Origin of the sequence: Spirillospora sp. NPDC049024, from assembly GCF_040649235.1 — a bacterium.
Classification (GTDB): Bacteria; Actinomycetota; Actinomycetes; order Streptosporangiales; family Streptosporangiaceae; genus Spirillospora.
The window spans coordinates 119146-138821 of the sequence record NZ_JBEZFD010000016.1; the positions used below are offsets into that span (position 1 = coordinate 119146).

20 protein-coding genes are annotated in these 19676 nt (G+C 73.5%); 8 read left to right on the forward strand and 12 right to left on the reverse strand.

Annotated features, from left to right (window positions below; translation table 11 throughout):
* Positions 1-48: 48 nt before the first annotated feature.
* The gene (locus AB0C21_RS27880; protein ID WP_500208148.1) at positions 49-471 is read right to left on the reverse strand and encodes a MarR family winged helix-turn-helix transcriptional regulator; all 423 of its coding nucleotides are present in this window, start codon (positions 469-471) and stop codon (positions 49-51) included.
* Positions 472-550: 79 nt separating this feature from the next.
* On the opposite strand from AB0C21_RS27880, the gene AB0C21_RS27885 reads away from it, so the two are divergent.
* Complete coding sequence (locus AB0C21_RS27885) at positions 551-1192, forward strand: MBL fold metallo-hydrolase (protein ID WP_500208149.1); 642 nt, start codon at positions 551-553, stop codon at positions 1190-1192.
* Positions 1193-1419: 227 nt separating this feature from the next.
* On the opposite strand, the gene AB0C21_RS27890 is transcribed toward AB0C21_RS27885, so the two are convergent.
* The 4 genes from AB0C21_RS27890 to AB0C21_RS27905 all read right to left on the reverse strand — a co-directional run bounded on the left by AB0C21_RS27890 (position 1420) and on the right by AB0C21_RS27905 (position 3768).
* Positions 1420-1884: a hypothetical protein gene (locus tag AB0C21_RS27890; protein ID WP_500208150.1), complete on the reverse strand. Its 465-nt coding sequence runs from the start codon at positions 1882-1884 to the stop codon at positions 1420-1422.
* Positions 1885-2031: 147 nt separating this feature from the next.
* Entirely contained in the window at positions 2032-2157 is a 126-nt protein-coding gene (locus AB0C21_RS27895) for a hypothetical protein (RefSeq protein WP_500208152.1), read from the reverse strand.
* A 235-nt stretch (positions 2158-2392) separates the two neighbouring features.
* Complete coding sequence (locus tag AB0C21_RS27900) at positions 2393-2938, reverse strand: PI-PLC domain-containing protein (protein ID WP_500208154.1); 546 nt, start codon at positions 2936-2938, stop codon at positions 2393-2395.
* A 677-nt stretch (positions 2939-3615) separates the two neighbouring features.
* Entirely contained in the window at positions 3616-3768 is a 153-nt protein-coding gene (locus AB0C21_RS27905; RefSeq protein ID WP_500208156.1) for a hypothetical protein, read from the reverse strand.
* A 133-nt stretch (positions 3769-3901) separates the two neighbouring features.
* Here AB0C21_RS27905 and AB0C21_RS27910 point away from each other — a divergent pair, with 133 nt between their 5' ends.
* Positions 3902-4756, forward strand: a complete 855-nt coding sequence (locus AB0C21_RS27910; protein WP_500208158.1) for a maleylpyruvate isomerase N-terminal domain-containing protein — start codon at positions 3902-3904, stop codon at positions 4754-4756.
* 183 nt (positions 4757-4939) lie between these two features.
* Positions 4940-5239, forward strand: coding sequence for an STAS domain-containing protein (locus tag AB0C21_RS27915; protein WP_500208159.1), 300 nt, complete (start codon positions 4940-4942; stop codon positions 5237-5239).
* Between the two features lie 64 nt (positions 5240-5303).
* Here AB0C21_RS27915 and AB0C21_RS27920 read toward each other — a convergent pair whose 3' ends face one another.
* From AB0C21_RS27920 to AB0C21_RS27930, 3 genes are all read right to left on the reverse strand, one after another.
* Positions 5304-6311 (reverse strand): alpha/beta fold hydrolase, encoded by a 1008-nt coding sequence (locus tag AB0C21_RS27920; protein ID WP_500208160.1) that lies wholly within the window; start codon positions 6309-6311, stop codon positions 5304-5306.
* A 279-nt stretch (positions 6312-6590) separates the two neighbouring features.
* Positions 6591-7589: an enediyne biosynthesis protein gene (locus tag AB0C21_RS27925; RefSeq protein ID WP_500208162.1), complete on the reverse strand. Its 999-nt coding sequence runs from the start codon at positions 7587-7589 to the stop codon at positions 6591-6593.
* Positions 7586-9544, reverse strand: a complete 1959-nt coding sequence (locus AB0C21_RS27930) for a CRTAC1 family protein (RefSeq protein ID WP_500208164.1) — start codon at positions 9542-9544, stop codon at positions 7586-7588. Before AB0C21_RS27930 ends, AB0C21_RS27925 begins: the two co-directional genes overlap by 4 nt.
* Here AB0C21_RS27930 and AB0C21_RS27935 point away from each other — a divergent pair.
* The 3 genes from AB0C21_RS27935 (at position 9543) to AB0C21_RS27945 (ending at position 12803) form a co-directional block, all read left to right on the forward strand.
* A complete protein-coding gene (locus tag AB0C21_RS27935; RefSeq protein ID WP_500208165.1) occupies positions 9543-9674 on the forward strand; it encodes a hypothetical protein in 132 nt (43 codons plus the stop codon). The genes AB0C21_RS27930 and AB0C21_RS27935 overlap by 2 nt on opposite strands.
* Before the next feature lie 166 nt (positions 9675-9840).
* Positions 9841-11130, forward strand: a complete 1290-nt coding sequence (locus AB0C21_RS27940) for a cytochrome P450 family protein (RefSeq protein ID WP_500208167.1) — start codon at positions 9841-9843, stop codon at positions 11128-11130.
* Positions 11127-12803, forward strand: a complete 1677-nt coding sequence (locus tag AB0C21_RS27945) for a (2,3-dihydroxybenzoyl)adenylate synthase (protein ID WP_500208168.1) — start codon at positions 11127-11129, stop codon at positions 12801-12803. The genes AB0C21_RS27940 and AB0C21_RS27945 overlap by 4 nt, the downstream gene beginning before the upstream one ends.
* Positions 12804-12831: 28 nt before the next feature.
* On the opposite strand, the gene AB0C21_RS27950 is transcribed toward AB0C21_RS27945, so the two are convergent.
* Positions 12832-14094, reverse strand: a complete 1263-nt coding sequence (locus AB0C21_RS27950) for an RNA polymerase sigma factor (RefSeq protein ID WP_500208170.1) — start codon at positions 14092-14094, stop codon at positions 12832-12834.
* Between the two features lie 210 nt (positions 14095-14304).
* Here AB0C21_RS27950 and AB0C21_RS27955 point away from each other — a divergent pair, with 210 nt between their 5' ends.
* Together AB0C21_RS27955 and AB0C21_RS27960 are read left to right on the forward strand one after the other, a co-directional pair.
* On the forward strand, positions 14305-15084 hold the full coding sequence (locus tag AB0C21_RS27955; protein WP_500208171.1) for a TetR/AcrR family transcriptional regulator: 780 nt from the start codon (positions 14305-14307) through the stop codon (positions 15082-15084).
* An 84-nt stretch (positions 15085-15168) separates the two neighbouring features.
* A complete protein-coding gene (locus tag AB0C21_RS27960; RefSeq protein ID WP_243716126.1) occupies positions 15169-15510 on the forward strand; it encodes a YciI family protein in 342 nt (113 codons plus the stop codon).
* 66 nt (positions 15511-15576) lie between these two features.
* Here the strand turns inward: AB0C21_RS27960 and AB0C21_RS27965 are convergent, their stop codons facing one another.
* The 3 genes from AB0C21_RS27965 to AB0C21_RS27975 all read right to left on the reverse strand — a co-directional run bounded on the left by AB0C21_RS27965 (position 15577) and on the right by AB0C21_RS27975 (position 19638).
* Positions 15577-16377, reverse strand: a complete 801-nt coding sequence (locus AB0C21_RS27965; RefSeq protein WP_500208173.1) for a TIGR03084 family metal-binding protein — start codon at positions 16375-16377, stop codon at positions 15577-15579.
* Between the two features lie 111 nt (positions 16378-16488).
* Entirely contained in the window at positions 16489-18642 is a 2154-nt protein-coding gene (locus tag AB0C21_RS27970) for an MMPL family transporter (RefSeq protein WP_500208175.1), read from the reverse strand.
* A gap of 207 nt (positions 18643-18849) precedes the next feature.
* The gene (locus AB0C21_RS27975; protein WP_500208177.1) at positions 18850-19638 is read right to left on the reverse strand and encodes an alpha/beta fold hydrolase; all 789 of its coding nucleotides are present in this window, start codon (positions 19636-19638) and stop codon (positions 18850-18852) included.
* Between the last annotated feature and the right edge of the window lie 38 nt (positions 19639-19676).

The following is a 19676-nucleotide window of genomic DNA, read 5'->3' on the forward strand; positions in this document are numbered from 1 at the left end:
CAGATCAGGTGCCGCCGTGAGGCTGATCAGGACGTTCGACACCGCGGCTCAACGGCGGGTCAGCCGGGCGGTGAGCCGGGTGAGCAGGGACACGCAGTTCCGCAGTTCCCGTTGCTCGTCGACAGTGAGCGTGTCGTGAATGGCGTTGTGCAATGAGGTGGCGCGGCGGTCGCGGTCCTGCCGCAGGCGTTCTCGCCCGGCGTCGCCGATGCGCAGGAGCACCTTGCGGCGGTCATCGGGGTGCGGTTCGGCGGCCACCAGGCCGGCGCTCAGCAGTTCTTTGACCGTCTTCGCGGCCGACTGGTGGCTCACCATCCGCCGCTGTGCCAGGTCAGCGGTGGTCTGGGGGCCGTCCCGGTCGAGGTAGCCGAGGATGGCGGCCGCGCCGCCAGGCATGGTGTCGACGGCCCGCACCGCGCGCACCAGCGCACCGATCGCCTGCCGCAAATCTTCGGCCAGAGTGTCGTCCACCTCTTCACCCTACCCTTGCTCTCACAACCAGGTTGTATAGTTTGATTGTACAGCTTAGTTGTATATTTGGGAGCGAACCTTGCAGCTCACGAAGTTCGGGCACGCCTGTGTCCGCGTCGAATCCGCCGGCCGGCGCCTGGTCATCGACCCCGGCGGCCTGACCGATCCGCGCGCTCTCGACGGCGCCGACGCGGTCCTGGTCACCCACGAGCACTTCGACCACTTCTCCGAAGACACCCTGCGTGAGGCCTTCGCGGCGAACCCGCGCCTGCTCCTGTGGACCAACACCGCCGTCGGCAGCAAGCTCGCCGACCTCGGCAACCGCGTGACCGTCGTCGGCGACGGCGAGGCATTCACCGCGGCCGGCTTCGACGTGCAGGTCTTCGGCACCTGGCACGCGGTCATCCACCCCGACATCCCGCGCGTGGCCAACATCGGCTTCCTGGTCGACGGCAGCCTCTTTCACCCCGGCGACGCGCTGACCGTGCCGGACACGGCCGTCGGCACCCTGCTGCTGCCGGTCCACGGCCCTTGGTCCACCACCGGGGAGCTGATCGACTACGTGCGCGAAGTGGCGCCGCGGCAGGTCGTCGGCGTCCACGACGGCGCCCTCAACGACGTCGGCGGCGCGATGGTCGCCGGCCTGCTGGGCGGCAACGGCCCCGGCACCGGCAGCCCCTACCAGCGGCTGGCCCCCGGCGCGTCCGCGGAGATCGCCTGAACACGCGTCGCCACGATCCGGCACGAGGCACCCGTGGCGGTCACGCGCGTCCACGGCGACCGGCCGGCCGTCCTCGACGCCGTGGCGGCGATGACTGCCGCGAACCGGTCAAGGCCGTGTCCGGAGAACCGGGGAAAGATCAAGGTGTCCGTGGAACCGGGGGGAGGCTCGCGAACGAGCCCGACCCGAACGCTTGAGTCTCGTCGGTCACCGGGCTCTGACACCGTTCACCCCTCGTACGGGCGTTCGCGGGTATGAGAAATGGGGCCGTCGAGGACCGTGTCGGGGTAGCCACTGGCCTTCGAGCCGACCTCCAGCTCGATCTGCTCGTGGCTCCCGTCAGCGTAGACGAGGGAAACCGGAAACTTGATGAAGGTGCCTTCGGTGTTCCAACTCGTCGAGCGCGCGCCTCCAACGTCGAAGGACACGAGGGGTGCCCCGCTCGACAGATATCCCTCGCAGTCTTCCGTCGCCAAATCGGAGGTGTCGTCCTGCATGTCGCAGGCCTTTATCCATTTGCGCTGACGAACGAGATCCAGATAGGTGACCAGGGTCGCGCGCGCTCGGTCCTCGTCCCGTTTCTTCATGGCATTGCCCTCGGAGATGAAGGTCCACACTCCGATGACGCAGCCGGTCACGAGTATGGCGAATGCGAATATGGCGATCCAGGCCGACGAACGCGGGCGTGTCATGGGCGGAAATGCTACGCGCTACGGCAAGGTTTCGAATGTAGAAGTTGTGGTGAAATGTGGAGAGCATGTGAAGATTCGCACCCCCGACTTCCGGCCCCAGACGCAGCAACCCCGCATTCTGCGGACACAGGTGCCTGAGACGTGGCCTCAGCAGCCGCCGAACAGGCCGCGGGAGCACCGCTTGGCGGAGATCGGCTTGATCTCCGCCTCGGCCAAGGCCACCGGCCCCTTGGGCAGAGCGTGCGGGTGTTCAAGGACGCCGGACCAGCTCACCATCTCGGCGGTGGCCCGGTGCTGATTCTGGACGTAGGCCGTCTCTTCCGGATCACCTCTTTTTCGGAGATCCGCAGTGCGTCAGCCAGTCGGCGCCGGTCCCGAGGTGGTTTGTCACCAGGTAGTCGGCACCGGCCGCTATCTGCAGGTTCCACCAGTCGTGCCGCTGATCGTTGTTGCAGGCCACGATGGCGCACTGGAAGAACTTTCCGGGACCTTGCACCTCTCGCCGTTCTCACAGCCCCGCTCGGCGGTCGACGTGCACGCCGTGAACCCCTGCGAGAACGTGATGTGCGGCGGCGGATTCTCCACCGGGTTCTGGCCGGGAAGACCCACGATGAGACTCACCGGAAGAACGACCTCCACGCTGTCGGGAAGGTCCTTCACCGCCTTGACGATCTTCTCGTAGGCTTCTTCGCGCTTCTTCGCGCTGCTTCACGCCATCCTTGGACTTGACCTCCACAAAGAGCTGGAACTTCCCGTTCTGCCCCGGATAGATCTGCCCGCCGTTCTTCTTCGCCCGGTCGATGAACGGCTTGACGTACGTGGCGCGGAACTCCCTCCCCTCAAGATCGCCGATCACCTCATGGGTCACCATGAGACGGCCGGAGGGATCGAACGCCAGATCCACCTCCACACTCGTGGCCCCGTTGCTCAGCGCACCCTTGAGCGGCCGGCGGTTCTGGTAGTCGTTGTGCGCGTTGAGCCCGTCGACCCACTTCGCGCCAGGGTTCGGCGCGCACACCCGCGGCGGGATCGGAGCCTTGGCCGTCAGCGGCATCCCCGGCACCGCACCCCGCGCCGCCCCGGCCCTCGGAGCACGGGGCGCCATCAAAGGACGCGGGGACGCTCCACCGGCGCTCCGGCTCACGGTCCGCGCCCTCCCGCAGTCCCCGCCGAACATCCGGCACAGCGCCGCCTGGCATGCCCGGGCGGGCCTCACGCCGACCGTTTCGACAAGGCCGGTGACGACCACGGCGGCAACCAGGAGAAGCGCGCCGTACTCGATCGCCGACGCCCCCGAATCCCCGAGAGATCATGCTTCTGAGGATGAGACCGCCCGCTCCCGGCATCCAGGGCCCACCGGCGCAACCTCCCGCCCGCCCGAGAGCCCGGCCCCAGTGCCGGGGAGCCGGGCCCAGGGTTCGCGGATCCACTCCGCCCAAGCTTTCCGTGGTCATCCCATGGAGCCGGCGCGCTGCGTTGTTCGGCCGACCTGGCTGGTACTTGCCTTCGCCGGTCACTTCGGGCACTGACTGAGGGACGGCGAGCGGACCGCGTGCCGCCAGCGGCCAGTCGGCAGACCGCAAGCCCCAGCATCGAGATCACACCGTCCAGCGGCGCCCGAAGCGGGAACGCACCTACGGCTACCCGTCATCGGGGAAGTTCCTGGAGCTGTGAGGCGGCGCCAGGCAGTCGCACGCGGGGCGGACCGCCTGATCTGTCGCTGCGACCAGCTCAGAGCCGACCTGCCCCCTCGTCGATCGTAGCCTCGTAGAACGCGTCGGCGAGCGCCACGATGACTCCGGGAATCGCGGGTCCGGCGGTGAAGAAGGAGTCGGCCATGGTGTTGTACGCCAAGGCCGCGCCGGTGCCGGGGTTGATCTCCATGGGGTCCTTCCGTGCCCGGGGCGCCGCCGTCCGGACGGCTGTGGCGACCGTCCTTCCGGACGTCCCGCCCGGCGTGTACTCTTCGCGCGAAGGCGCCGACGTGATCGCATTCCCAACGCCCCCGGGAGACGGTATGAGCGCGTCCACAGGCGAGGAACGGTGGCAGGCGGTCCGCCGCTCGCTGGAGGAGATCACCGAGCGGTTCGCGGACCTGGCGTCGTCCGCCCGCTCCCCCGGCGCGACGGCCGTGGGACGCTGGTCGGTCGGCGAGGTGGTGGCGCACGTCGCCGGGGTCGCCTGGCTGAACGCCGCGCTCCTCGGCGCGGACGTCCCCGCGCTGCCGGTGCCCGGTCTGCTCGACCGGCTGCGGGCCGCCAACGTGGACGGCATCAACGAGCTGAACGACCTCGTGCTCGCCGCGCTCCCGGAACGCGACCCCAAGGTGCTCGCGGGAATGCTGCGCGACCAGGTCGCGGCGATGACGGCCGCGAGCGCGGACGGCGCCGCCGACGACACGGTGACCTGGGTGGGCGGATCCAGCCTGCCCGTCCCGGGCCTGTTCGCGCACCTGCAGAACGAGCTGCTGCTGCACGGCCACGACCTGGGCGCCGCCGTCGGGCGGGACTGGCGGCCGGACGCGGCGGAGGCGGCGCCGTTCTTCGAGATGTTCATCTTCGGGCTGGCCCGGCACGGCACGGCGCGGCTGCTGGACGGCGGCGGACGGCCGCGACCGCGGCGGATCGCGGTGGAGTTCCGTCCCGACGGCGTCGCTCCGGCCACGCTGGTGCTCCAGGACGGCCGCGTGAGCCTCGAACCGCCAGGGTCGGCGCCCGACGTCCGGCTCACCTTCGATCCGCTCGCCATGTCGATGATGATGTTCGGGCGGGCGAGCCGGCTCGGGACGGTGGCGAGCGGACGGCTGAAGGTCGGCGGGCGCCGTCCCTGGCTGCTCCCGGTCTTCCTCCGGACGTTCCGCGTGCCGAGCTGAACGGCCCGGACGGGCGGTGCCGGCGCGCCGGCCCGGACGGGCGCGCGGCGGGCTCCCGGGGCGCGGGCCGTCGCGGCGGCCGCTGAGAGCACGCTGCGAGAAGACATCGCCGGGCGCGCTGCCGAGTATGGGTCCCATGAATCGACCGCCCGGATCGTGGCCCGCCGTCCGCTTCGAGGCGCCGTGACGGAGCCGTTCGTCCTCGCGCTCGGCCCGTCGCTGAGCCGCGGCGACGTTCCCGGGCTGTGCGCTTCGCTGGCCGCCGCGCTGGACCCGGACGAGCCGCGCCCCGCCTACTGCGACGTCGTGACCGTCACGGACCCGGACATGGTCACCGTCGACGCGCTGCTGCGGCTGCATCTGACCGCGCGGCGGCGGGGGCACCGGCTCCGGTTCCGCGGCGCCGGCCCGGATCTGCTGTCGCTGCTGTCCCTGACCGGCCTCCTCTCCGTGCTGGCCCTGGACGGCGCGGACGGCGCCTGAGCGTCCGGCCGCGGCACGCGCAACGGCGGCCGGGACGTCCCGGCCGCCGTCGTACGCCGCGGTGTCAGGGGTTGCAGCCCTCCAGGGACGGGTCGGTGGACGTGGCGCCGGAACCGAAGAACAGGTTCGCGCACTGGTTCAGGAAGGCCGGGTTCTCCTCGGGGATCCAGTGGCCGGAGTCGGGGGCGACCACCTGGCGGACGTCGGTCGCGACGGCGCCGAACGACTGCGCGACCGCCGGGCCGAAGGTGTACTGCGCGCCCATGGCCAGGACGGGAAGGGTGATCTTCTCCGCGGCCAGCTTCTGGTTGTCCGCGGCGTTGGTCGGGAACGCCCGGTAGTAGTCGAAGCCGGCGCCGCGGTGGTCGGCGTCGCTGTAGGCGTAGACGTACGCGCTCTGGGCGATGGCGCCGGGGTGGCGGGCGGAGCTGAACAGCCACCCGAGGTAGGTCTTCAGGTGCGCCGTGTCGTTGATGAGGTTCTCCGGGACCGGCGCGGCCGTCTGGTTGAACAGCAGGTGCCAGCTGACGCCGTAGGCGTTCTCCAGCCCGAAGCCGTTCAGCGGCGTCTCCAGCACGGCCATGCGATCGACGTCGGCGGCGAAGTTGCGGGCGTAGGGGTAGGCGACGAGCGCGCCGAGGTCGTGGGCGAGGATGGACACCTTCGAGTAGCCGAGCTTGGCGGCGCCCTCGTGGATCCGGGCGGCGGTGCGGACCGCGTCGTAGCCGCCGTCCGGCACGCTGGAGCCGCCCAGGCCCGGCAGGTCGAAGGCGATGACCGTGTGCGTGCGGGCCAGGTCGGGCATCACCTGGCGCCACTCGAACCACGTCTCCGGCCAGCCGTGCAGGAGCACCAGGGCCGGGCCCGACCCGCCCTTCACGTAGTGCAGGGAGCCGCCGTCCACGCTGACGGTGCCCTCGCGGAAGCCCGTCAGGCCGCCGGGCGAGGAGGCGGTGTCCGCGCCGGCCGTGGCGGCGGACCCGGTCCCCAGCGCCATCACCAGCGCGGTGCCGGCGGCGCAGAGGCGCCACCAGCGGGTCCATTCCGCCTTGAGCTGTCTCCGGTTCGGCATGCCATTTCCTTTCGCTTTCGTGCGAAGCGCGATTCCAGGCCGATCGAGCCGGGTATTCGCGGCGCGGTCCGATGCTCGAATCACTTTCTCACCATCGGCATCTCGCGTGATCGTATGTGCGCCCGCGCCCCGCAGAAAGCCCTGGAAAGGAGGAGAGCAATATGGAATAAGAGGCGCCGGCGGAGGCTCCGAACACGGACCGCGGAGCCCGGCAAGGCCGGACTCCGCGGTGCGCCCCCCCGGGCGCGGCTCGGGGGCGTCGTGCTCAGGTCGTCATGCTCAGGTCGTCGCCGCGGCGGTCTCCCCGACGGCGGAGACGGCGGCGACCCGGCGCTCCCTGCGCTTGCGCAGCAGGTGGGCGCCCCACCAGCCGAGCCCGCGCAGCGCGCACAGGATCGTGGTGGCGTAGAAGAGCGTGTAGACGACGTTGGCGACCATCAGGATCGCGTAGATGACGGCCAGCGAGGCGCCGAAGACGAACTGGGCGCGCCCCCGGGACGGCGTCGTGCCCGGGTCGCTGATCATGTAGTTGGTGAACAGGATGAACGCGACGCCGGTCATGACGCCGAGGGCGCTGAACAGGGCGACGTCCCAGATCCAGTGCCGGACCAGCGCCTGGATGGCGAAGCCGCCGGCCCAGCCCATGATGAGCATGATCCGCTTGGTCAGCACCGCGTTGATGACGGTGCCGGCCGTCGCGATGACCACCGGGATCAGCACCCGGAAGACGCTGTTGGCGTACTCGGTGAACTGGTACGGCGGGGCGATGCTGACCCAGGTGCCGAACAGCAGCAGGGTCACGGTGATGCCGGTGTTCGACGGGTTGAGGAAGTGCCGCATGCGGCCGTACACGGGGGCCTTGAACACGTGCTTCTGCGCGACGGCGACGACCACGGCGAACATGATCGGCCACCACTGGTCGTTGGCGTACAGCAGCATGTTGCAGGCGGTCGCGGTGATGTGCGCGGGCAGCAGGAACTCGTAGAGCCCGCGCAGCCCGCCGGCGAGGAACCGCGGCGCGCGCTGCTCCGCCCGCGCGCTGATCACCTCGAAGACCAGCTCGGTTGTGTACCCGGTGAGGACGGCCAGCGGGAACCAGGCCCATGGCTGCTCGAAGCCGAGCACGGTGTAGCCGAGGATGTTGAAGACGGTGATCGAGATGGCGAAGTTGCGCAGGGCGAGGTAGCGCGGGTCGGGTTGCGGTCGCGCCGCGGCGGCGACCGCCGCGGGCGGGGCGGCGACGGGGGTGCCGTCGGCCGCCTGGGTGATGGCGGTCATGAGCTCGGAGCCTCCTCAACCGCGTTGCCGAGCAGGAGGGTGTGGTCGCCGGGGGTCAGCCGGACGGTCTGGTCGTGCGGGGCGCCCGACTGGTCCGCCCACCGGATGCGGGCGGTGACGGGGCCGGAGTAGGAGCCCAGCCCGAACCTGACCTCGAAGCTGCGCCGGCCGCTGTGCCCGCCGCCGCCGTCGAGCTGGGAGATCTGCGTGCCGGCGGGGGTCTGGATCTGCACCGTCGCACCGTAGGCCGGCGTGCCGGGGCCCTGCAGGTTCGCGCCGGCCTTGGCGCCCGGGACCGGACGGTAGAGGTGCAGGCCGAGCCGGTTGCCGAGGTTCGGGGAGGTGTTGGCGTAGAAGGCGGGCGGCCCCCACTGCCGGGCCACGGCGAAGTCGAGGGCGCCGTTCGCGCGGGTGTCGGCGGTGGCGACGCCGCGGGTGGGGATCGGCACGTCCAGGCCGAGCCGCTTCCCGACGTTGACGAAGCTCCCGCCGGGCTTCTGGGCGTAGAAGGCGAGGGTGTCGGAGCCGGCGACGTCATCGCCGGGCTGCACGTGCGGCCACATCGCGGGGTTGGTGTACTGCTCGTCGTTGTTCATGGCCATCTCCTGCAGCCACGGCCAGCGGTTGATCTTCCCCTTGACGAACCCGTCGGCCTGGACGACGTCCAGCCGCCCGCTGTTCAGGAAGTCGCCGCTCTTGACGTCCCAGCCCCAGCCGGTCCAGGCCATCCCGAGCTTCCGCGCGCGCTGGTCGAACGGCGCGTCGCCGCGGGCGAGGGCGCGCCGCATCGCGGCCTCGGAGCGGGCCCGGTTGACGAAGACGAGGTTGCTCTCCTCCAGGCCCCACGCCTCGGTGATGTTGCTGACCACGATGTCGAACCGGCCGGTGCGGCCGAGGTCGCCGAAGTCGACGCCCATCCCCTTGAACGAGTCGTGGCCGAGCACGAAGGACTTCGCGGTCCCGGGCGTCCGCCGGCCGGTCGCCTCGGTGAAGCTGATGCGGCCCTTCGTGGAGGTGTTGTAGAAGAGGTGGTCCTTGCCGAAGTCGTTGGCGACGTAGACCTCGGGCCTCCCGTCACCGGTGAGGTCGGCGCTGGAGATGGCGAGCGTCCAGCCCGTCGAGGCGTCGAACGGCACGGCGCCGCGCTGCTCGACGTAGGAGACCGTGGGGTCCTTCCCAGCCGTGCCGCCCGACCAGCGCAGGACGTGGGTGCCGCCGCCGTTCTTGGCGTCGGACATCGAGGAGTTCATCACCACGTTGGCCTGGCCGTGCGGGTCCAACACGTCGGAGTCGGGGAAGTAGTTGGCGAGGTGGACGTCGGGGCGCCCGTCGCCGTCCAGGTCGGCGACGTTGACGGCGTCGGTGTTCCACCGCGGGCCGTGGTAGCGGCCGTCGGGGGACGCGGTGGGCACCGGTTCCACCGGGCGGTAGGACGCGGCGGACGGCGACCCGGCGTCGGCCCGGGCGAGGAACATGATCGGCGTCCGGCCCCAGTAGTAGACGAGCAGGTCGGTGCGCCCGTCCTGGTTGTAGTCGCCGGGCGTGCAGCCCATCGGCGCCATCGCGGCGTCCATCGGCAGCGGCGCCGGGTCCAGGGTGAACGGGGTGAACCGGTCGGCGGCCGGCGCGGTCGGCGCGTAGGTCACCACGACCTGGTCGGTGCGCGGGTCGACCAGGCACAGGCCGTCGTCGCGGCCGTGCCCGGTGAGGTCGTTGAGGGCGATCGCGGCGCCGACCGAGGAGATCCACGAACGGATGTGGTGGTAGGCGGGGTTCACCGTCCGGACCGTCCGGACCGGGCGGTAGCCGGGCGGCATCGCGATCGGCATGGCGGTGAACCGGTACTTTCCGGCGGTGGCGTCGCCGTCTCCGGCGGCAGCCCCCGGCGTCCGTGCGACGAGGTACAGCACGAGGAACAGCACGAGTGCCGTGGCGGCGGGAACGGATCTTCGCATGCGCACGCTCGAAAAGAACATCGCTTCCTTTCTCGGGTCCTTTCCCGGCACGGTCCCCGTGCGGGCCATGGAGCTGGCGTTCTGCGGGGCGCGGCGGTTCGGCGTTTTCCCGTGCACCGGCCGGCCATGACCCGTCCAGCGTCACTTTCCGGAAGAAAAGCCGCATCTCCGGAATTGCTATCAGACCCCCACAAAACCGGCGCGAATTACTCGGCCGGCGACCGGTTCCGCCCCCGCCGGCGGCTGCGCACACCGGAAGATGCGCCCCGGCCGGCCCGCGGCCGACGCTCGTCCTCATGACCGAGGTTCTGCACAACGCCGACTTCCTGCTGTCCGGCGCGGCTCGGCGGCACGCCGGGTACGCGCTGCTGCGCGGGCACGGCGCGGTGACCCCGATCACTCTGCGGTCCGGCGAGACCGGCTACATGGTGGTCGGCTTCACCGCCGCGCGGCAGGCGCTCACCGACCCGCGGCTGCGCGGCCGGACCGCGACGCTCGGCAACCGCCGCGGCATGTCCGAGGACCTGCGCCGCGCCATGAACAGCCACATGCTCAACGCCGGAGCGGACGACCACGCGCGGCTGCGCCGGCTGGTGGCGCCCGCGTTCACCCGCCGCCGCATGGCGGCGATGCGCCCGCGCGTGCAGGCCATCGCCGACGGCCTGCTGGACGCGGTCGCCGCGGCCGCCGCGGCCGGCACGGCCGGCGCCGGTACCGCCGACCTGCTCGCCGCGTACGCGCTGCCGCTGCCCGTCCGGGTGCTGATCGAGCTGTTCGGCATCCCGGAGGAGGACTCCGACGACTTCCACCGCTGGACCGACGCCCTCACCACCGACGCGCTCCCGATCGACCGGCTCGACGCCACGGCGGCCGAGATGCTCGGCTACATCCGCGGGCTGCTGGACCGCAAGCGCCGGGAGCCGCGCCCCGACCTGCTGTCGGCGCTGGTCGCGGCGCACGACGGCGGCGACCGGCTCAGCGCGGACGAGCTGACCTCAATGGTGTTCCTGCTGCTCACCGCAGGCCACGAGACCACCGTCAACCTGATCGGCAACGGGCTGCTGGCGCTGCTGTCCCACCCGGACCGGCTGCGCGCCGTCCGCGACGACCCGGAGCTGCTGCCCGCCGCCGTGGAGGAGGCGCTGCGGTACGAGAGCCCCGTCCAGATCGCGCTGCGGCACTGCGTGGAGCCCATGGAGCTCGCCGGAACGCCGATCCCCGAAGGGGGGACCGTGCTGGTGTCGCTGCTCGGCGCCAACCGCGACCCGGACCGCTTCCCCGACCCGGACCTGCTGGACCTCGCCCGCGCCGACAATCCGCAGCTCGGCTTCGGCTACGGCGTCCACCACTGCATCGGCGCGCCCCTGGCCCGCCTCGAAGGCCAGGTGGCGATCGGGTCCGTGCTCGCCCGCTTCCCCGAGCTGCGCCTCGCCGAGCCGCCCGACGGCCTGGAATGGCGCCCCAGCGTCATCATGCACGGGCTCACCGCCCTGCCGGTCGTGCTCGGCCCCGAGGCGGCGCCGCACCGCCCGGCCGGCGCCGCCCGTCCCGTCGGATCCGCAGAGAAAGCAGGGCCGCGCCCATGACCACTCCAGCCTCGGCACCGGTGGACGACGGCTTCGTCCCCTGGCCGGACGACGTCGCGGACCGCTACACCGCCGCCGGGCTCTGGCGCGGCGTCCCGCTCGGCCATCGGCTCCGCGCCGCCGCCGACGCGCGGCCCGACGCGACCGCGCTGGTCGAAGGCCCCATCTGGTTCACCCACCGGGAGCTGTGGGCGCGCGCCGACGGCGCCGCGCGGCGGCTGGACGGACTCGGCCTGCGGCCCGGCGACCGGATCGTGGTGCAGCTCCCCAACCGGTGGGAGTTCGTCGTGCTCACCCTGGCCTGCCTGCGGCTCGGGGTCGTCCCCGTGATGGCGCTGCCGTCGCACCGCGAGCACGAGCTGTTCGGCGTCGCCGAGCTCGCCGGCGCCGCCGCGATCGCCGTCCCGCGCGTCCTCAGGGGCTTCGACCACGAGACGATGGCGCACACGATCGCGGCGCGGAGCGGCACGCTCCGGCACGTGCTGGTCGCGGGCGGCGGTACCCGGCCGGGCAGCTCGGACCTCGGCGACCTGTGCGCGCCCGCCGCCGACCCGGACGCGGCGCGCGCGGCCCTCGACGCGAACCCGCCCGGCTCCCGGTCCCCGGCGCTGTTCCTGCTGTCCGGCGGGACGACCGGGACGCCGAAGCTGATCCCGCGGACCCACGACGACTACGGCTGCGGCATGGACCACGCGATCGCGGCCTGCCGGTTCGGCCCCGGCACCGTCTTCCTCGCGGCGATGCCGGTGGCGCACAACTTCACCCTCGGCGGGCCCGGCGTGCTCGGCGCCCTGCTCTGCGGGGGACGCGCCGTCCTCGCCCCCTCCCCCGACCCCGCCGCCGTCTTCCCGCTGATCGAGCGGGAGCGCGTCACCGACACCGGCGCGGTCCCCGCGGTCGCGCAGCGCTGGGTGGACCACCGGGCCGCGGACGACCGGCGCGACCTGTCCAGCCTGCGCGCCCTGCAGATCGGCGGGGCCCGGCCGCCCGCCGCGCTCGTCCGGCGGATCCGCCCGGTCCTCGGCTGCGCCCCGCAGCAGGGGTACGGGATGGCCGAAGGGCTGATCTGCTTCACCCGCCCCGGCGACCCCGACGAGGTCGTGCTCGGGACGCAGGGCCGCCCGATCTGCCCCGCCGACGAGCTGCGGGTCGTCGGCGCGGACGGCCGCCCGGTGCCGCCCGGCGAGCCGGGCGTCCTGCAGACCCGCGGCCCGTACACGCTGCGCGGCTACTACCGCGCGCCCGAGCACAACGCGCGGGCCTTCACGCCGGACGGCTGGTACGTGACCGGCGACATCGTCCGGCTGCGCCCCGACGGCAACCTGGTCGTGGAGGGCCGCGACAAGGACATGATCAACCGGGGCGGGGAGAAGATCTCCGCCGAGGAGGTCGAGGACCTCGCCCACCGCCTGCCCGGGATCGCGCAGGCGGCCGCCGTCGCCATGCCCGACCCGGTGCTGGGCGAGCGGGTCTGCCTCTACGCGGTGCCGCGGCCGGGCGCCGCGCCGCGGCTGGCGGACGTCGTCGCGGAGATGGACCGGGCCGGCGCGGCGCGCTACAAGCGGCCGGAGCGGCTCGTCCTGGTGGACGCACTGCCGTTCACGCCCGTCGGCAAGGTCGACAAGAAGGCGCTGCGGGAGGACGTCCGCCGCCGGATCTCCGAGGAGTCCTGACCCCGCCGGGGCGCGCCGTCCCGCCGGGTCACCGCTGCTGGGACGTCTCCGCCAGGCGGCGGGTGAGGTAGCGGCGCTCGGCGTCCGTCGGAGCGAGCGCGAGCGCCGCCCGGTAGGCGTCGGCCGCCGCGCCGCCGTCGCCGAGACGGCGCAGCAGGTCGGCACGGGTGGCGGGCAGCAGGTGGTAGCCGGCGAGGTCGCCGTCGTCCTCCAGCCGCCGGACGAGCGCGAGCCCTGCCGCTGGCCCCTCGGCCATCCCCACCGCCACCGCCCGGTTCAGCTCCACCACCGGCGACGGGACCAGCTCGACGAGCCGCCCGTACAGCGCGGCGATGCGCGCCCATTCGGTGTCGGCGGCGTCGCGGGCCGTGGCATGGCAGGCGGCGATCGCGGCCTGCAGCCGGTAGGGGCCGGGCTCGCCGGCGCGCGACGCCGCCGCCAGCACCGCCACCCCCTCGGCGATCTCGTCGCGGTCCCAGCGGGCGCGGTCCTGCTCCTCCAGGGGCACCAGGCCGCCGCCGGCGTCCACCCGGGTGCCGCTGCGGGCGTCGTGCAGCAGCATCAGCGCGAGCAGCCCGCCCGCCTCCGCCTCCTCCGGCATGAGCCGGGCGAGGACCCGGGCCAGCCGGATGGCCTCCGCGCACAGCTCCCGGCGGATCAGCTCCGCGCCGGCCGTCGCCGAGTAGCCCTCGGTGAACAGCAGGTAGAGGACCCCGAGGACGGCCGTGGTGCGCTCGGGCAGCTCGGCGGCCTCCGGCACCCGGTACGGGATCCCGGCGTCGCGGATCTTCCGCTTGGCGCGCTGCAGCCGCTTGGCCATCGTCGCCTCCGGGACGAGGAAGGCGCGGGCGATCTCCGGGACGGTCAACCCGGCGAGGGTCCGCAGCGTCAGCGCGACCCGCCCGTCCAGCGGCAGCGCGGGATGGCAACAGGTGAACATCAGCCGGAGCCGGTCGTCGCGGACGCCGCTGACCGCCGCCTCGTCGTCGGTCTCCGCGCCGGCGGCCGCGTGGTCGGCCCGCACGGCGAGCTGGCGGAGCTTCGCGCTGCCGGTCGCCTCCCGGCGCAGCCGGTCCGTCGCGCGGTTGCGGGCGGCCGTGGTGAGCCAGGCTCCGGGCCGCCGCGGCACGCCGTCGCGCGGCCAGCTCTCCAGCGCGCGGGCGAACGCGTCCTGCGCGCACTCCTCCGCGAGGTCCCAGTCGCCGGTCAGCCCGATCAGGTAGGCCACGATCTGGCCCCACTCGTCGCGGAACGCGCCGTCGACGGCCGACTCCACCCCCGGCGGCGTCACGGGGTCTCGAACGGGTGTCTCACGAACCCTCCCTGCCGGTCCTGCGGCACGCCCATCGTAGCCGCCCTCCGGCTCCCGTCGGCAGCATCGCGGTCACGCACCGACACGGGACGGGTCCGCGCGCCGCCCCGGCGGTGCCCGCGCACTCCGCACGTTGGAATACTCGCCGGCCGGCCGGCTTGGCTAGTCTCGGAAGCGCATGATCGAAAGATGCTGGCCGCGGGATCCGGCCACGTGCGGTGCGACGAGGGACGCGAACGTGACACTCCCCATTCCGACCGGCGCGGGCGCGACGCCCGCGCGGCCACGCCGATGAGTCCCCGCCGGCACGACCCGCGGATGCGGCCGACGCTCGTCGACATCGCGGCGCGGCTGCTGCGCGAGGAGGGCCCCCAGGCGCTCACGGCGCGCCGGCTCGCCGCGGAGGCCGGCTGCTCGACGATGGTGGTCTACACCTACTTCGGCGGGATGAGCGGGCTGGTACGCGAGGTCGTCCACGAGGGGTTCGCGCGGCTGCAGTCGCACTTCAACCGGGTGGCGATCACCGAGGACCCGGTCGCCGACATGGCGCTGCTCGGCCGGGCGTACCGGCTGAACGCCCACGCCAACCCGCACCTGTACGCGGTGATGTTCGGCGCGGCCTCGCTGGCCGGGTTCTCTCTGTCGGAGACCGACCGCCAGCACGGCCGCTACACCCTCATGAACGTCGTGCACTGCGCGCACCGGTGCGTGCGCGCGCGACGGTTCACCGCCGACGACGCCGAGCTCGTCGCGCACCAGATGTGGACCGCCATCCACGGACTCGTCACACTGGAGCTCGGCGCGTACCTGGTCCCGCCGTACGACGCGGACGTGTGCTTCGAGGCGCAGCTCGTCGCGCTGATGGTGAGCGTGGGCGACACGCGGGAGGCCGCGGCGCGGTCGGTCGCCACGTCGCTCGAGCGGCAGGGCACCGAGGTGCGGGGGGCGCCCGGCCAGACGGTCCGCTGATCCGGTCCCGCGGCCGCCGCGCCACCGGCCCGCCGCCGGCACCGGCGCGGCACGGCCGTGGACTAGCATGCGGGCGTGAATTACATGCTCATCTTCTGCAGCGACGTGTCGACCGGCATGAGCGCCGCCGAGGTCGAAAAGGCCGCCGTGGCGATGGACGGCTGCGACGAGTGGACGCGGGACATGGAGCGCCGCGGCTACCTGCGCGGCGGGGCGGGCCTGCGGCCGAGCGAGGAGGCGCGGACGCTGCGGGTCCGCGACGAGCAGGTGCTGCTGTCGGACGGCCCGTTCGCCGAGACCCGCGACCAGATCGGCGGGTTCAACCTGCTGGAGTGCCCGACGATGGACGCGGCGCTGGAGGCCGCGGCCGGGCACCCGTGGGCCCGGATCGGCCAGATCGAGGTCCGGCCGGTCTGGGAGCCCTGAGCCGGCGCCCGGCCGCGGCCCGCCCGCCGAGCCCCGCCCGCCGAGCGGCGGCGGGGTCCCGGGGCGTCAGGACGCCGCGGCGAACTGCCCAGGGGCGCGTCCCTGCCCGGCGGGCCCGCGGTAGGCCTGCGCGATGTCCAGCCACCGGTCGGCCTCCGGCCCCGACGCGGTCACGGCGAGGTCGGCACGGTGCCGCCGCCGCGTCACCAGCAGGCAGAAGTCCTCGGCCGGGCCGCTGATCCGGTCCGGGGCGTCGGCCGGGCCGAACGTCCACCGGGCGCCGGACGGGGCGGTGATCTCGTACCGGAACTCGTGCGCGGGCGGGGTGAGCCCGCGGGTCTGGTAGCCGAAGTCGCGAGTGAGGATCGCGAACCCGACCAGGTGCAGCAGCCGGTCGGTGCGCTCCGGGCGGATCCCGAGCGCGTCGGCGATGTCCTGGCCGTGCGCGAACGTCTCCATGATGCCCGCGCAGGCGAGGATCGCCGGGGGCAGCGGGTTCACCAGCCACGGCACCGTCTGATCCTCCGGGAACGCGGCGAGCGCCGCGATGCCGTCGGCGCGCTCGCGCTCCCAGACGGCCAGCAGCTTGTCCGGTGATCCGGTGGGGTACTCGCGCAGCGCGGCGTTCACCGCGCCGTTGAAGTCGTCCTTCGCACGCGCGGTCAGCGCCTGGAACGCCGCGGCGTCGGAGGCCGCGGTCCCGGCGAGCCGGAAGATGAAGGCCAGGTGCGCGACCTGGTCGGCGACCGTCCAGCCGGCGGCGGGGGTGGGCCGCGCCCACCCCGCGCCGTCCAGGCCGGCGACCATCCGGCCGACCTGGGCGCTCTCGGCGTCCAGGTCGGCGATCACGGTTTTCAGATCCGTCACGAGCCGGTCCTTTCCCGATGCGGAGACCCCGCGGGCAGCGGGCACGACCAGCGTCTCCCGCCGCCGCGCGGGCGTCTCGTTCGATCGTGCGGACCTGGGCCCGGACGTCCGTCAGTCGGCCACCGGAGCGGACTCCGCCGCGGACTCCGCCGCGGGCGCGGCTTCGTCCGCCCGCTCGCCGCGCCGGAAGATCTCGCCGGGCCACCACATCCACCGGCCGAGGTCGAGCGCCACGGCCGACACCAGCACGGACCGGACCACGAACGTGTCCAGCAGCACGCCGAGCGCCACCGCGATGCCGATCTCGGCCATGAACGCCAGCGGCAGGACGCCGAGGGCGCCGAACGTCCCGGCGACCACGACGCCCGCCGAGGTGATGACGCCGCCGGTCGCGGCGAGGGAGCGCAGCACGCCAGGCCTGGGCCCGTGCAGCAGCGCCTCCTCCCGCATCCGGGTGGCGAGGAAGATGTTGTAGTCGACGCCGAGGGCGACCATGAAGACGAACGCCCACAGCGGGAAGGACGGGTCGGCGGCGGGCAGGCCGGCGAGGTGGTCGAACACCAGGGCGCTGAGGCCGAGCGCGGCGCCGAAGGCGAGCAGCACCGTGCCGACGAGGACGAGCGGCGCGACGACGGCCCGCAGCACGAGCAGCAGCAGGACGAGCACGCCCAGCGTCACCAGGGGGATCACCACCGCGCGGTCGTGCCGGGAGGCGCGCAGCACGTCCAGGTTGACCGCGTCGCCGCCGCCCACCTTCGCCTGGGCGCCCGGCACCGCGTGCGCCGCGGAGCGGACCCGGTCGACCGTCCGGTACGCGGCGGACGACCCGGGCCGCGCCGTCAGCGTGGCCTCCAGATACACGGCGTCACCGGAGGTGCGGGGCGCGCCGACGCCCGCGACCCCGGGGGTGCGGGACACGGCGGCGGCGAGCGCGTCGCCCGCCCCGGCCCGCCCGACCACCTGGAGCGGCTGCCCGGCCCCGGCGGGGAAGTGCCGGTCGCTGATCTGCTGGCCGACGACCGAGTCGGGCTTGTCGCGGAAGGAGTTCGCACCGCTGAAACCGTTGGCGTTGAGGCCGAGGACGCCGAACGACAGCGCGCCCAGCACCACGACGGTGCCGATCCAGATCGCCCGCGGCCGCGCGGCGATGACGCCGCCCGCCCGCGCCCACAGACCCGCGCGGTCCGGCTCCGCGGACCCGGCGGTGGGACGCGCCGGCCAGAACATCCAGCGGCCGAACACGACGAGAAGGGCGGGCAGGAACGTCAGCATCACCGCGAGGCTGACCGCGACGCCGATCGCGGCGACGGGCCCGAGGCTCCGGGTGGAGTTCAGGTCCGCGGCCGTCAGGCACAGCATCGCCAGCACGACGATGCCGGCGCTCGCGGCCAGGCTCAGCGAGGCGCGGCGCAGCGCCGCCGCCATCGCCGCGTGCCGGTCGGCGTGCCGGCGCAGCTCCTCCCGGTACCGGGAGACGATCAGCAGGGTGTAGTCGGTGGCGACGCCGAAGACCAGGACGATGAGGACGAAAGAGCTCTCCCCGCTGACGGTGAGGCCGCCGTGTCGGGCGAGCCCGTAGATGATCGCCTGTGCCACGTTCAGCGACAGGAACGCGCCGATCAGCGGCAGGACCCACAGGATCGGACTGCGGTAGGTCAGCACCAGGATCGCGATGACGACGAGCACGGTCACGCCGAGCAGGGTCGAGTCGAGCCCGGTGAACGCCTTGCTGGAGTCGGCCTGGAACCCGGCCTGGCCCGCCACGTGCGCCTGGAGGCCGCCGCCTCCGGCGCGGGCGGTGGCGCGCAGCCGGTCGACCATCGGACCGAGGGCCGGCCAGCCCTTCGCGCCGACCTTGATCTGGACGACCGTCTCCAGCACCTGGCCGTCCTTGGACGGCATCGGGCCCGCCACGCCGACCACGCGGCTGTCGACCGCGCCGCCGGACCCCTCGGTGAGGGCGGCGAAGCGGCGGGCGTCGGCGGCGGCCTTGGCGCGGTCGGCGGCGGTGACCGCCGTCCCGTCCCGGTTGTAGACGACCAGCGCCGGATAGGTGTCGCGCGAGTGGAACCGCTGCGCCACCTGCAGGGCCCTCGCCGACTCGGCGTTGCCCGGAAGCCACTGGGACGCGTCGTTCTTCTGCGCGTCGGCGAGTTTGGCGGACAGCGATCCGGTGGCGAGGAAGACGACTATCCAGAACAGCACGACCAGCCATTTGGTCAGCCGTCCGACGGGGAGCCCGGACAGTCTGTGCACTGCGGACATGGGACCTGCAACCTCCCGCTCGTTCGGTTCAGTCGCCCTACCGACGAACGCGCGGCGGCGGAAAGGACACCCGGCGCCGGACGGACACCGCACGAGCCGAGAAGACCGCGCCGGCCGGGAGCCGCGCGCCGGGCGAGCCGAGAACGGCGCCCGCCCGGTCCCGGCGGGATGCCGGTGACCGGGCGGGCGCCGGGGCGGTGCGGGCGGTCAGCCCGCGAAGAACGCGGTGAGGGCCGGGGCCAGCGCGCCGGGCGCGGCGTCGTGGGACTGCCCCGCCAGCTCGGCGTGCCCGCCGGCCGGCAGCAGCTCCGCGAGCCGCCGCGCGACCTCCTTCATCGGGTCGGGGCTCGCGCCGCCGTAGGCGACGAGCGCGGGCACCGCGACCCCCGCGGCGAGGTCGGCCGGGATGGACCCGCCGGCGTCCGCCGCGATCACCTCGTGGTCGTAGACGAGGGTGTGCGCGATGGCCTCCAGCGCCGGGAACATCGGGGCGTGCCGCATCCCCTGCGCCATCTCCGGCGGCATCCCGATGCCGGTCATGAACTCCACCACCGCGTCGGCGCGGCGTCCCTCGTCCAGTAGCGCCCGCAACGCGTCGCCCCGCCGCCGGGCGTGCTCGCGGGCACCCTCGTCGTCCGGGACGAACGGCACCTCGTACACCGCGACCCGCGACACCGGCACGCCGGCCGCGGCCGCGCGCAGCGCCAGCGCCCCGCCCGACGAGAGCCCGAACAGCGCCGGCCGGCCGCCGATCTCGGCGACCAGCGCGGCCAGGTCCTCGATCTCGCGGGCGACGTCGTAGGGCGGGGTGTCGCCGCTGTCGCCGCGCCCCCGCCGGTCGTAGCGGACGGCGGTGAGGCCCGGCGCCAGCAGCTCGGCGAGCGGCGCCGCCGAGCCGCGGTCGTTGAACGCGCCGCCCACCAGGATCACCGCCGGCCCCTCCCCCGATCGCTCGAACGCGATCGGGGTGCCGTCGGCCGAGATCACCTTCTCCATGGCAGTCCCCTTCCGGTAGTTCGTGTCCTGCCCCTTCG